Origin of the sequence: Streptomyces sp. NPDC060205, from assembly GCF_042728395.1 — a bacterium.
GTDB lineage: Bacteria > Actinomycetota > Actinomycetes > Streptomycetales > Streptomycetaceae > Streptomyces.
This window is the reverse complement of record NZ_JBHWZP010000276.1, coordinates 1-12754: the sequence shown is the minus strand read 5'-3', so window position 1 is coordinate 12754 and position 12754 is coordinate 1. Positions and strand designations below refer to the sequence as shown.

The window sequence follows — 12754 nt, the reverse complement described above, 5'->3', positions numbered from 1 at the left end:
CTGGCGTTGATTTTTGGCACGCTGTTGAGTTCTCAAGGAACGGACGCTTCCTTTGTACTCACCCTCTCGGGCTTTCCTCCGGGCGCTTCCCTTCGTGTTCCCAAACTCTATCAGTGTATTTCCGTCTCTCTGACCACCGATTCTGCGAACATGCAGAACCAGACCCTGAGAAAGGATCTGACAAGTTTGGGTGCTGCCAGGCACGGACACTTTCGCGTCCCTCGGCCTCAAGCAGGAGTACGACAGTACACGGGGCCCCGGAGCGGGCGCAAATCGTTTCCGCCGGGCACCTCGACCGCCATCCGGCGCACCGGCTCCTCTCGGCGCGGAACCGTCACTTCTCATGACTTACGCTGCTCAACAGTGCGCCGTCCGGGACAGGCAGTGACGGCCCATATGAATCCCCGCCCCCCGGGAGGCTTCCCATGACCTACGTGACGTCCCCTCTTGCAGGACGCACCATCGGACTCACCGCTGTACCCGACCCGGTCTTCTCCGGGGCCATGGTCGGCCCCGGGACCGCGATCGACCCTGTACGGGAAGCGTCGGAGGCAGTGTCGCCCATCGACGGCGTCGTCGTCTCTCTTCACCCGCACGCCTTCGTCGTGGTCGACGACGAGGGTCATGGAGTACTGACGCACCTGGGCATCGACACCGTTCAGCTCAACGGCGAGGGTTTCGAGCTGCTCGTGAACAAGGGCGACACCGTTCAGCGCGGGCAGGCCGTGGTCCGTTGGGACCCCGCCGCCGTCGAAACGGCCGGCAAGTCCCCCATCTGTCCCATCGTGGCCCTCGAAGCCACGGCCGAGTCCCTCTCCGACGTCAGCGTTGACGGCGAAGTGAAGGCTGGCGACGCTCTCTTCAGCTGGCACTGACCTCATCGCCGTCAGCGACGGCAGGCACGGCACGACATCACGGCGGCAGGGCCCGCCGTTCAATCGGAGACTGGTGACATGGAGACAACGCTGCGAGGCGTCGGCGTGAGCCACGGTGTGGCGATCGGCGAAGTTCGGCACATGGGAACGGCGGTGCTCGAACCGCCTGCCAAGCAGATACCGGTGCAGGACGCGGAGCGCGAACAGGGGCGCGCCCGCAAGGCCGTGGAAGCCGTGGCCGCCGACCTGATGGCGCGCGGCAATCTGGCGGGCGGCGAGGCCCAGGCCGTTCTTGAGGCCCAGGCCATGATGGCCCAGGACCCGGAGCTCATGGCCGACGTCGAACGGCGTATCGCCGTCGGCAGCACGGCGGAGCGCGGCGTCTACGACGCGTTCGCCTCGTACCGCGCGCTCCTGGCGAACGCCGGTGAGTACCTCGCGGGCCGCGTGGCGGACCTCGACGACGTGCGGAACCGTATCGTCGCCCGGCTGCTCGGCGTTCCGATGCCGGGTGTCCCCGACAGCGACGAACCGTACGTCCTCATCGCTCGTGATCTCGCGCCGGCCGACACCGCGCTGCTGGACCCGACGCTCGTCCTTGGATTCGTCACCGAGGAGGGCGGGCCGACCAGCCACAGCGCGATCCTGGCGCGGGCTCTCGGTGTACCCGCCGTCGTGGCACTGCCGGGAGCCGGTGAGCTGGCCGAGGGCACGATGGTCGCCGTGGACGGCAGCTCCGGTGAGATCTTCGTGAACCCGAGCGCCGAGAAGAAGGCCGAACTGGAGGCCGCGGCTGCCGCGCGCAAGGCGGCGCTCGCCGGGTCGACCGGGCCCGGGGCCACCTCCGACGGGCACAAGGTTCCGCTGCTGGTCAACATCGGCGGTCCGGCGGACGTACCGGCGGCGGTCGAGGCCGGTGCCGAGGGCGTGGGCCTGTTCCGCACCGAGTTCCTCTTCCTGGACGACAGCAAGAACGCGCCGTCCGAGGAGAAGCAGGTCGAGGCGTACCGCACGGTGCTCGAAGCCTTCCCCGAGGGGCGGGTCGTGGTGCGTGTGCTCGACGCCGGCGCCGACAAGCCCCTCGACTTCCTGACGCCCGCCGACGAGCCGAACCCGGCGCTGGGCGTGCGCGGTCTCCGGTCGCTGCTGGACCACCCCGACGTGCTGCGTACGCAGCTGACCGCGCTGTCGAAGGCTTCCGAGAGTTTGCCCGTCCACCTTGAGGTCATGGCGCCGATGGTCGCCGACCGTGCGGACGCCAAGGCCTTCGCCGACGCGTGTCGTGCGGCGGGTCTGCAGGCGAAGTTCGGTGCCATGGTCGAGATTCCGTCGGCTTCTCTGCGGGCGCGCTCGATCCTTCAGGAGGTCGAGTTCCTGTCGCTGGGGACCAACGACCTCGCGCAGTACACCTTCGCCGCCGACCGGCAGGTGGGCGCCGTGTCCCGGCTCCAGGATCCGTGGCAGCCGGCACTGCTCGACCTGGTCGCGATGTCCGCCGAGGCGGCCCGGGCCGAGGGCAAGAGCTGTGGCGTCTGCGGCGAGGCCGCTTCGGACCCGCTGCTCGCGTGTGTGCTGACCGGTCTGGGTGTCACCTCCCTTTCCATGGGTGCGGCGTCGATTCCTTACGTCCGCGCGACGCTGGCCAAGTACACGCTGGCGCAGTGCGAGCGGGCCGCGGCGGCCGCGCGTGCCTGCGACAGTGCCGAAGAGGCACGGACTGCGGCTCAGGCGGTGCTGTCCGGCGAGTAGCCAGGCAGGTGATCGTCAGTGATCGAGGGGCGCCCCACCGCAAGGTGAGGCGCCCCTCGCGTGCTCGGAGCTCGTGTTCAGTGCTCGTATGCGGTACTCGTGTTCAGTGCGCGTGCGCGGTCGTGTGGCCGTCGTCGCCCAGGTCCGGTGGCGCACAGTAGTCGACACCCGACTCCGGGGAGACGAGATCGCCTGATTCGACGTCGGTGCAGTAGGCGTCGAAGACTTCCCCCGCGGTGAGGGGTTCCAGTTCCTCGCCGCGCAGGCGCCAGCCGTAGACCTGGTCGGTGGCGTCGGGTGCGGTGGTGCGCATGACGAGGCCGCCGGCGCACCGGGTCGCGATGCCCAGGGCGAGCACGGTGGTGAATTCGAGCGCCTCGGCCTCGTCGAGGTGCGGTGATCCGTGCTGGTCGTCCTCGGTGCGCAGGACGGCCACCAGTGCCTCGGGTTCCGTGGAGACGCTGCACACGAGGTGCCGTGCTCCGGGGCCCGAGGCCTGGAGGATGCGGACAAGCAGGTCCGAGGCCCTTTGGAAGGCCGCCCGGCCGATGTCCTCGCCGCAGGACGCGCACGTGCCGATCCGGGCCAGGAGCGTGGTCGCGTACTCCCAGGTGGCCCGGCGGACCGCTTCGTCGATGAGGTCGGGGACGAGGGTGTCGAGGGTCTGGCCCTCATAGGGGACGGTCGCGCCTGTCGTGGCGAGTTCCGCCGTGAAGCGGGTGCGGCTGGCGGCGGTGTCCGGGTCGAGGGCGTGCTCGGCGCAGAACTCCGCGTACTCCTCGGGGTCGAAGAGTGCCACCGTGGTGTGGCCGCCCTCGGACGCGAGTGTCCTGAGGAGCGCTTCCACCTGTCGGAGGTAGCTCGTGTGGTCGTCGAACGCGAAGGTGCGGTAGCGGCGTCGCATCGCGGTGAAGTCCTGCTCGTCGGTCAGCAGGCCGATCGTTCCGGCGACTTCGCGGCGCAGGACGCGTCGCATGGTCTGGTGTCGGGTGTGCGCCATCTTTCCCCCTGTGCGCGGTGATCAATGCTCACTCACCGTAACCGGCGGCACTGACAATCCGCCTCGGGGTGTCCGAGGCGGCCGCTGTGGGGTCAGGTCAGGCGCGGTCCCGGGCCAGTTGCTCGTAGAAGCGGAGCAGGTCGAGGTTGTCGACGGAGCCGGCATTGACGGCTTTTTCGAGCGGGGTGCCCTGGAGGAGGCGCTTGACCGGGACCTCGATGCGCTTGCCCGTCAGGGTGTGGGGGATGCCGGGTACTTCGATGACCTCGTCGGGGATGTGGCGCGGTGAGAGCTGTTCACGGATGGTCCGCTTGATGCGGCCGAGGAGGGCTTCGTCGAGTTCGGCTCCCGGTGCTAGGTGGACGAAGAGCGGCATCCAGTAGCCGCCGTCGGGCAGCTCGACGCCGATGACGAGGGATTCGCGGATCTCCGGAAGGCGTTCGACCGCTTCGTAGATGTCGGCCGACCCCATGCGTACGCCCTGGCGGTTGAGGGTGGAGTCCGAACGCCCGTGGATGACGACGGAGCCGCGTGAGGTGAGGGTGATCCAGTCGCCGTGGCGCCAGACTCCGGGATACGTGTCGAAGTAACTGTCGTGGTAGCGGCTGCCGTCGGGGTCGTTCCAGAAGCGGATCGGCATGGAGGGCATGGGGTTGGTGACGACGAGTTCGCCGACCTCGTCGATGAGGGGTTTGCCGCTCGGGTCCCAGGACTGGAGGTCGGTGCCGAGGCCCGGTGCCTGGAGTTCGCCGATGTGGACGGGGAGGGTGGGGACCGCCCCCGCGAAGCAGGAGCACACGTCGGTGCCGCCGCTGACGGAGGCGATCCACAGGTCGTCGCGCACCTCGTCGTGCAGCCAGCGGAATCCGTCGGGCGGCAGGGGCGAACCCGTGGTGGCGACGCACTTGATCCGGGAGAGGTCGAAGTCGCGGGAGGGGCGCACGTCCGCTTTGCGGCAGGCCATGACGTAGGCCGCCGAGGTGCCGTACAGGGTGGCGCCGGTGCGTTCGGCGATGCGCCACTGGGCGCCGGTGTCCGGATGGCCGGGGCTGCCGTCGTACAGGACGATCGTGGTGCCGGTCAGGAGGCCGGAGACGAGGAAGTTCCACATCATCCAGCCGGTGGACGTGTACCAGAAGAAGCGGTCCTCGGGTCCCAGGTCGCAGTGCAGGCCGAGTTGTTTGAGGTGCTCGACGAGGATGCCGCCCTGGGACTGGACGATGGCCTTGGGCAGGCCGGTCGTGCCGGAGGAGTAGAGCACCCAGAGCGGATGGTCGAAAGGCACCTCTTCGTAGACGGGTGCGATGTCCGACGAGGTGAGGGCGGACCACTCCAGGGCGCCTGCTGGGGCTGCTGTGCCGAGCAGCGGGATGTGGACGACGGCGCGCAGGGTGGGCAGTTCGCGGCGCAGTTCGGCGACGGTGTCCCTGCGGTCGTGTTCCTTGCCTCCGTAGCGGTAGCCGTCGACCGCGAAGAGCACGACGGGTTCGACCTGCTGGAAGCGGTCCAGGACGCTGCGGGCTCCGAAGTCCGGGGCGCAGGAGGTCCACACCGCGCCGACGGCGGCGGTGGCGAGGAGGGCGGTGACGGCCTGGGGGATGTTCGGGAGGTAGCCGCTGACGCGGTCTCCGGGGCGTACGCCGAGGGCACGCAGTTCGGCGGCCAGGGAACCGACCTGCCGGCGTAGGGCGGACCAGCTGACGGGACGGGGCTCGTGGGTCTCGTCGACGTACAGGAGGGCCGGTTCGTCCGCTCGGGTGTCGGCCGCTCGCAGTGCGTGCTCGGCGTAGTTGAGGGTGGCTCCGGGGAACCACTGGGCTCCCGGCATCGAGCGGTCGCCCAGCACGCGCGCGTAGGGGGTGGAGAACCGTACGTCGAAAAACTCCGTGACGGCTTTCCAGAACGTGTCCAGTTCGTCCACGGACCAGCGGTGCAGACCGGCGTAGCCGCCGTCGGCGGGGGCTCCGTGGTGCTCGGCCGCCCAGGCCTGGAATCGGGTGATCCGTGCCTGGTCGATGTGTTCCTTGTCGGGCTGCCAGAGCGGCGAGGGGTTCGATGAGGTCGAGGTCATGGGTCGGCTCCCGGACTGCGCGCGTCGTGTGCGTGTACCGCGCACGGGCTGGGGTGTGCGCGTCACGCGGCTGAGACGGACGATGCCATGTGATCGACTTTGACACCAGGGTTGGCCCCACATAGTCCGCCCCGTGAACATGTGGTGTCGCCATGGGTGAACGGAAGTTGAACGGAACAGTCATAGGTCCATTCGGGTGGCAGGCTGAGCAGCATGAACGGTCGTGACCTGGTGCGTTCGATGAAGGCGGTCGGTTCTGCGGGGGCGGGCCAGGGCTTGCTCACCGTGCGGGCCGCGTGGCGCAGGAGGCGTATCGACGCCGTCGGGCTGCCGGTGCGGGGTGCCGAACGCGCGCGGGTTCCCGGGCCTGTGCTGTCCGCGGAACCCGCGCCCGGCGGTGGCGTCGTCCGGTTCACCCGGTCGCAGCTGCGGATCACCGTCACGTCGGGCGGAGCGGTCTTCTGGGGTTGGGACGGGGCGGGGCCGGAGCCCTCGTACGCGCTCGCGGGCGGGGTTCCCGAGCCGGACCTCCGGGCCGTGCTGGAGCCGGACAAGGACGGCGCCTGGCGGGTGGTGGCGGAGCGGATGACGGTGGTCGTGTCACGGCTCGGCGCGGTGGAGGTGCGGACGCCGGGCGGGGTGAGTCTGCGGCGCGAACTGCCGCCGCGGTGGTGGGAGCCGGCCGGGGGCGGCGGGGCGCGCTGGATGCAGCGCTCCGAAGTGGCCGCCGACGCGCGTTTCTTCGGCCTGGGCGGACGGGCTTCGGGGCTCCGGCTGCGCGACGGGTCGTACCGGCTGTGGAACACCGCTCCCGGGCACGCCTTCGGTCCCGGTGACGATCCGCTGCACCTCACCATGCCGGTGCAGATGGTGGTGGCCGACGCGGCCACCCATCTCGTGTTCCACGACAGCTCCTGGGACGGCACCGTGACCCTGCGCGAGGGCGAGGAGGGCGCCGGGTCCGGGCACGACCGGGCCGGTACGAGCGATCTGCGCATGGACGGCGGGCCGCTGCGCTGCTGGGTGGTGGTGGGTACTCCCGCGCGCGTGCTGCAGACCTGGGCGTCCCTGACGGGTGCCGCCGCGCTGCCGCCTGCCTGGGCCCTGGGGCATCATCACGCGCTGCGGGGCATCGGGAACGAGCAGGAGGTCCGGCGGGTCGTGGGCGGCTACCACGAGCACGGTCTGCCGCTGGACGCCGTGCATCTGGGTGTCGAGCACTTCGACGCGCACCGGACGTTCACGGTCGACCGGGACCGTTTCCCGAAGCTGCCGGTGCTCGCGGAGGAACTTCGCCGGGACGGGATCCGGCTGGTGTCGGTCGTGGAACCGGCCGTCAGGCCCGAACCGGGCACTCGCGTGTACGACACCGGAAGCGCCGAGGACGCCTTCGTGCGGGACTCCTCCGGAGAGGTGGTGCGCGGGGTGGTCCGGTCGGGCGAGGCGGTCTATCCGGACTTCACGCGCGCGCGTACGCGCCGGTGGTGGGGCGGGCTCTACGAGGAGCGGCTGTCCCAGGGGTTCGCCGGCTTCTGGCACGACCTGGACGAACCCGTGTCCCTGGCCGCTTTCGGCGAGTCCACGCTGCCCCGTTCGGCCCGGCACGACCTGGAGGGCCGCGGCGGCGACCATCGCGAGGCGCACAACGTGTACGCCCTCTCCATGGCCCGGGCCGCTTACGAGGGGCTGAGCGAACTGGTTCCCCAGGAGCGGCCGTTCCTGTTCTCGCGTTCCGGGTGGGCCGGAACGCAGCGCTACGGAGGGACCTGGTCCGGGGAGGCGGCCACGGGCTGGCCCGGTCTGCGGGCGTCTCTGTCGCTGGTCCTGGGTCTGGGCCTGTGCGGGGTGCCGTACTCGGGGTCCGACGTGGGCGGCTCCGGGACGAGCCCTTCCCCCGAGCTGTATCTCCGGTGGTTGCAGCTGGGCGCGTATCTGCCGCTCTTCCGTACGCACGCGGGTCCGCGGACAGGGATCGGGGAGCCCTGGGAGTTCGGTGACGAGGTTCTGGAGCACACGCGCGTGGCGCTCGTCGAGCGGCGGCGGCTGCTGCCGTACTTCATGACGCTGGCGCATCTGGCACGGCGTACGGGTGCGCCCTATGTGCGGCCGCTGTGGTGGGGCGTCCCGGAGGACAGGGCGTTGCGCGACTGCGAGGACGCCTTCCTGCTCGGTGACTGTCTCCTGGTGGCTCCTGTGCTGGCGCCGGGGACGGACCGGCGTGCCGTGCGGTTGCCGCGGGGCCGCTGGTACGACGTCGAGACCGAGCGGGTGTACGAAGGGCCCGCCCGGGTGGTGGTCGACGCCCCTGTGTCACGGATTCCGGTACTGGTCCGCGCGGGTGCCGTGCTGCCGGTACGCGGCGGCGACGGCTCTCCGGAGCTGGAGGTGTGGGCGCCCGCCCCCGGACGGACCGGGGGCGGGCTGGTGGTCACCGACTCCGGGGACGGCTGGGAGGAGCCGGAGATCGAGCGTTATGTGACGCGTCGGCAGGGGGCGCGTGTGGTCGTGGAGCGTGAGGGGGAGGACGGCCCGGTCGAGCCGTCCCTCCCCGTACGGGTGCGAGGGCTGGGCTGAGGCCCTGACGAGCGGGCTTCGCCCGGCCCCGACGGTCTCTCAGACGTACCGGCCCTCGAACCACGCCTTGGCCGCCATCGTGTGCAGTGGGAACGCGAGTTCGGTCGACCTGCGCAGCAGGTGCCAGCCCTCGGTCTCGTCCGTGGCGACGGACGGCGGCAGGTCGTCGGCGGGACGCTCCGGGAGGGCTCCGAAGAGCAGCAGGTGCCCGTCGGGTGAGCTCAGCGCGTCGACGAGGCGTACGTCGCGGCTCGCCGCGACGATGCCAGTCTCCTCCTTGAGCTCACGGACGACGGCCTGCCGCCAGTCCTCCCGGTGGTCGATGAACCCTCCGGGCAGAGCGACTCCCCCGCGCGCGGGGGCGATCGTTCTGGTGATGACGACCAGGGCCGCCCCCTTGGTGTCGTACACGGGCTGCAGGGCCACGGCGACCGGCAACGGGTTGCGGTAGGCCACACCGTCGCAGGAGGCGCAGGTACGGGGCCAGCCGGAGACGCCTTCTCCGTAGGGTGCGCCGCAGCTCGAACAGTGGGTGCCCGGCGCGGAGTTGGCGGACGGGATTTGGGATGGAGACACGCCCGGGACTGTATCCGATGATCAGAAGGTTGTTTCGGCTGGCCGCCTCGGTGCCGCCTCACCGTCACCTCAGCCACTCCCCAGCCACTCCTCGGTCTCTCCTTGGTCTCTCCTCGGGACCTGCTCAGTGGGACGTGACGAGGGAGTGGGCCGAGACCGGGAAGTCGAAATAGGTGTCGGGATAGGCCTCGGGCCGATAAGTGAAGTGCCACCATTCCTCCGCGAGGTTCACGAACCCGAGGTCTTCGAGGGTGTCCTTCAGGAGGAGCCTGTTGGCGCGCTGCTCCCCCTGGATGCGCGGATCGAGCGTGTGCGACAGGGTGTCGAAGCAGTCGTAGCCGGTGCCCATGTCCACGGAGTTGTCGGGGAAGCGCTCGCCCTGGGGTGCGAAGCAGGGCACGAGGCGTTCTCCGGGGACGTACGGCCGGGTCGGCTTCGCGGGGAGTTTCACGATCGTGAGGTCCATGGTCGAGCCGCGGCTGTGGCCGGACTTCTCGGCGATGTAACCGTCCTCGAACAGCCGGGTCTTGTCGACGTTCGGGTAGAACTCGTCCTTCATGCTCTGGTCGTCGAGGTCCTTGGCCCAGCGGACGAAGTGGTCGACGGCTCGCTGGGGCCGGTAGCAGTCGTACACCTTCAGGGAGTAGCCCTGGGGCAGGAGCTGTCGCTGGGCCTCGTGGAGGGCTTCGGCGGCGGGCTTCGTGAGGATGCACAGCGGCTCGCGGTAGCCGTCGATGCGCTCGCCCACGAAGTTGTGCGGGGTGAAGTAGCGGATCTCCTGGATGATCGTGCGGTCCACGGAGCGCAGGGCCACGAAGTCCTCTGGGGCCTTCGGCCCGGGTGTCGCCGTCGCGGTGGCGGAGGCGGCGCTGACGGCGAGCAGGGCGGCGAGCGCGGTGACGAGACCGCGTACCGCTGTGGTGAGTCGGGTCATGACCCATGCGTCTATCAGGCGCGGGTTCCCCCGGGGAAGTGGGCCCGGGCGAGGGACGACCGGGACCACCCCCGTGGGCCCCGGTCGTCCCCTACCGATAGTCGGACGCCCAGGAGGCCCCCGGCGGTTCTCCGCGGTCACCCGCGGTTCTCCGTACCGGTCGGCCCTTACCGTGCGCACTGCCCAATCGGCGTGGGCCGTGGCAGACTTCTGACGTTCCGTCAGATGCAGCTGATCCAGTGTCGTGGAGGAACCTTGTCGCGCACTCGTACACCCGTCGTCACCGGCTGGTTCGCCGGCGAGGGAGACGACTTCCGGCTCCTCGGCACGCGCTGCTCGGCCTGCGCGTCCGTGTTCTTCCCCCGGGAAGACGCCTTCTGCCGCAATCCGGGTTGCTCCGGCGGCGAACTGGTGGAGGTGCCGCTGTCGAGGCGGGGCCGCGTCTGGTCGTACACGGACAGCCGGTACCGGCCGCCGTCACCCTACGTGTCCGATCGGGAACTCGAATGGGAGCCCTACGCGTTGATCGCTGTGGAGCTGGCGGCCGAGCGTCTCGTGGTGCTCGGGCAGACGGTTCCCGGTGTCGCCGTCGCCGATCTGACGGTGGGCATGGAGGTGGAGGTCGTCCCGGGCGTGCTGAACGAGGACGCGGAGACGACCTGGACGACCTGGCACTGGCGGCCGACGGGGGTGACGGCATGACGGGTGAGGTGGCGGTGCTCGGCGCGGGCATGCACCCATGGGGCAAATGGGGGCGGTCGTTCGTCGAGTACGGGACGGTGGCGGCGCGCGAGGCGCTGTCCGACGCGGGCCTCGACTGGCGCCGGGTCGGCTCGATCGTCGGCGCGGACACGGTGCGTGGCGGCTATCCGGGATATGTGGCCGGAGCGACGTTCGCCAAGGCGCTGGGCTGGCAGGGGGCCCGGGTGGCGAGTGTGTACGCCGCGTGCGCGTCCGGGGCACAGGCCGTCGACACCGCGCGGGCACAGATCCTCTCGGGGCTCGCGGACGTGGTGCTGGTGGTGGGTGCGGACGCGGCGCCGAAGGGTTTCTTCCGGCCCGCGGGCGGGGACCGGGCCGACGATCCGGACTGGCTGCGGTTCCGGGTCCTCGGGGCGACGAACCCGACGTACTTCGGGCTGTACGCGCGCCGGCGGATGGCGGTCCACGGGGACACCCTGGAGGACTTCGCGCAGGTCAAGGTGAAGAACGCGGCCATGGGGGCGCTGAATCCGAACGCGCGCTACCGCAAGCGGGTCACCGCCGAGGAGGTCGCCGCGTCGGCCGTGGTCGCCGATCCGCTGCGACTGCTCGACATCTGCGCCACCTCGGACGGCGGGGCGGCGCTGGTGCTGTCCAGCATGGAGTTCGCGCGCCGGCACGGGGCCGCGGACCCGGTGCGGATCCGCGCGGTGTCCACGGTGACGCCCCGCTATCCCACCACCGTGCTGGATCTGCCCGACATCGCGACGGACTCGGCGGTCGCGGTGGAGCCCGCGGACGAGACGTTCCGCGCGTCGATCGCGCGGGCGGCGTACGAGGAGGCGGGGATCGGTCCGCAGGACCTCTCGCTGGCCGAGGTCTACGACCTGTCCACGGCCCTGGAGCTGCAGTGGTACGAGGATCTGGGACTGTGCGGTGAGGGCGGGGCGGCCAAGCTCCTGCGGGAGGGCGCGACGGCGCCGGGCGGACGCATACCCGTGAACATGAGCGGAGGACTCTCCTCCTTCGGAGAGGCCGTTCCCGCGCAGGCCATCGCCCAGGTCTGCGAGCTCACCCGGCAGCTGCGGGGAACGGCGGGCGACCGGCAGGTGGCGGGCGCCCGGGTCGGAGTCACCGCGAATCAGGGGCTGTTCGGGCACGGGTCGGCCGTGATCGCCGTCAGATGAGGCGGCGCGCGGCCGGCCCGGGGGTGGCTGCGAACCGTTCTCGCCCGCGACCTTGACGCTCCCACAGTGCCGGTGAACACTTCCGGTGTCAGTCGGCGTCGCCGCAATTCGGCGTATTCAGGCACTGCGCCGCGCGGGCCCTCGTCCGCGCCAACGGGCCATCCCCCACCGGCGATTCGACTGCTACGGCACGCTCGTCACGGACGCCGGGCGGGGCGCGGGATCTCCCTGCCCTCGGCTGAAGTAGCCATGGGAACGCACCCTGCACGGTGGACCGGGGCCGATCGCCCCGGGTTTGGGCCTAGGAGCCGCCATGAGCAACGGAGATGTTTTCGTCGGTGAGGTCATCGGCACAGCGATACTCATCCTCTTCGGCGCCGGAGTGGTCGCCGCCGTCGTACTCAACTATTCCAAGGCGAAGGACGCCGGCTGGGTCGTCATCGCCTTCGGCTGGGGCTTCGGCGTGCTGGCCGGCGCGTACACCGCCGCGCCGCTGTCCGGCGGGCACCTCAATCCGGCGGTGACGCTCGGCATCGCGATCGACACCGGCGACTGGGACCAGGTCCACATCTACATCGCCGGGCAGATGGTCGGCGCGTTCCTCGGCGCGGTGCTGTGCTGGCTGGTCTACTTCGCGCAGTTCCAGGCCAACGCGGAGGACGAGATCGCGCAGCCGACGCTCGGGATCTTCTCGACCGCGCCCGAAATACGCAATCCCGTGGCGAACCTCATCACCGAGATCATCGCGACCATCGGCCTGGTCCTGCCGATCCTGGCCTTCGGGCTCACCGAAGGGCTCGGCCAGTCCGGTACCGCGATCCTGATCGTCGCGTTCCTGGTGGTCGGCATCGGTCTGTCGCTCGGCGGTCCGACGGGGTACGCCATCAACCCGGCCCGCGACCTGGGCCCGCGCATCGCGCACGCCGTCCTGCCGATCCCCAACAAGGGTACGTCGGACTGGAGTTACTCGTGGATTCCGGTGGCGGGACCGCTGATCGGCGGAGCGCTGGCCGGGGTCATCTTCAACGCGGCCTTCTAGGCCAGGTCGTCGCGGTCCCGCTGCCGGGCGGACGACGGCAGCGGGAC

The 12754-nt window shown here is 70.4% G+C and carries 10 protein-coding genes; 6 read left to right on the top strand and 4 right to left on the bottom strand.

Translation table 11 applies throughout. From position 1 onward, the window contains the following. Window positions 1-425: 425 nt before the first annotated feature. Window positions 426-875 (top strand): PTS glucose transporter subunit IIA, encoded by a 450-nt coding sequence (locus ACFWGJ_RS33915; RefSeq protein ID WP_387332302.1) that lies wholly within the window; start codon window positions 426-428, stop codon window positions 873-875. A gap of 78 nt (window positions 876-953) precedes the next feature. After that, complete coding sequence (gene ptsP, locus ACFWGJ_RS33910) at window positions 954-2624, top strand: phosphoenolpyruvate--protein phosphotransferase (protein WP_387332300.1); 1671 nt, start codon at window positions 954-956, stop codon at window positions 2622-2624. Window positions 2625-2727: 103 nt separating this feature from the next. Here the strand turns inward: ptsP and ACFWGJ_RS33905 are convergent, their stop codons facing one another. Next, on the bottom strand, window positions 2728-3624 hold the full coding sequence (locus ACFWGJ_RS33905) for a hypothetical protein (RefSeq protein WP_387332299.1): 897 nt from the start codon (window positions 3622-3624) through the stop codon (window positions 2728-2730). Window positions 3625-3721: 97 nt separating this feature from the next. Next, entirely contained in the window at window positions 3722-5695 is a 1974-nt protein-coding gene (locus tag ACFWGJ_RS33900; protein ID WP_387332298.1) for an acetoacetate--CoA ligase, read from the bottom strand. Window positions 5696-5908: 213 nt separating this feature from the next. On the opposite strand from ACFWGJ_RS33900, the gene ACFWGJ_RS33895 reads away from it, so the two are divergent. After that, window positions 5909-8269 carry a glycoside hydrolase family 31 protein gene (locus tag ACFWGJ_RS33895; RefSeq protein ID WP_387332296.1) on the top strand — a complete coding sequence of 787 codons (2361 nt, stop codon included), beginning with the start codon at window positions 5909-5911 and terminating at the stop codon, window positions 8267-8269. Window positions 8270-8308: 39 nt separating this feature from the next. Here ACFWGJ_RS33895 and ACFWGJ_RS33890 read toward each other — a convergent pair whose 3' ends face one another. Continuing rightward, window positions 8309-8845, bottom strand: coding sequence for an NUDIX domain-containing protein (locus ACFWGJ_RS33890; protein WP_387332294.1), 537 nt, complete (start codon window positions 8843-8845; stop codon window positions 8309-8311). 124 nt (window positions 8846-8969) lie between these two features. Then, a complete protein-coding gene (locus tag ACFWGJ_RS33885; protein WP_387332293.1) occupies window positions 8970-9779 on the bottom strand; it encodes a M15 family metallopeptidase in 810 nt (269 codons plus the stop codon). A 255-nt stretch (window positions 9780-10034) separates the two neighbouring features. Between ACFWGJ_RS33885 and ACFWGJ_RS33880 the strand changes: the two genes are divergently transcribed. The 3 genes from ACFWGJ_RS33880 to ACFWGJ_RS33870 all read left to right on the top strand — a co-directional run bounded on the left by ACFWGJ_RS33880 (window position 10035) and on the right by ACFWGJ_RS33870 (window position 12707). Then, window positions 10035-10481, top strand: coding sequence for a Zn-ribbon domain-containing OB-fold protein (locus tag ACFWGJ_RS33880; protein WP_387332291.1), 447 nt, complete (start codon window positions 10035-10037; stop codon window positions 10479-10481). Then, window positions 10478-11668 carry a lipid-transfer protein gene (locus ACFWGJ_RS33875; RefSeq protein ID WP_387332289.1) on the top strand — a complete coding sequence of 397 codons (1191 nt, stop codon included), beginning with the start codon at window positions 10478-10480 and terminating at the stop codon, window positions 11666-11668. The genes ACFWGJ_RS33880 and ACFWGJ_RS33875 overlap by 4 nt, the downstream gene beginning before the upstream one ends. Window positions 11669-11981: 313 nt before the next feature. Further along, window positions 11982-12707, top strand: a complete 726-nt coding sequence (locus ACFWGJ_RS33870) for an MIP/aquaporin family protein (protein ID WP_387332287.1) — start codon at window positions 11982-11984, stop codon at window positions 12705-12707. Window positions 12708-12754 lie beyond the last annotated feature (47 nt).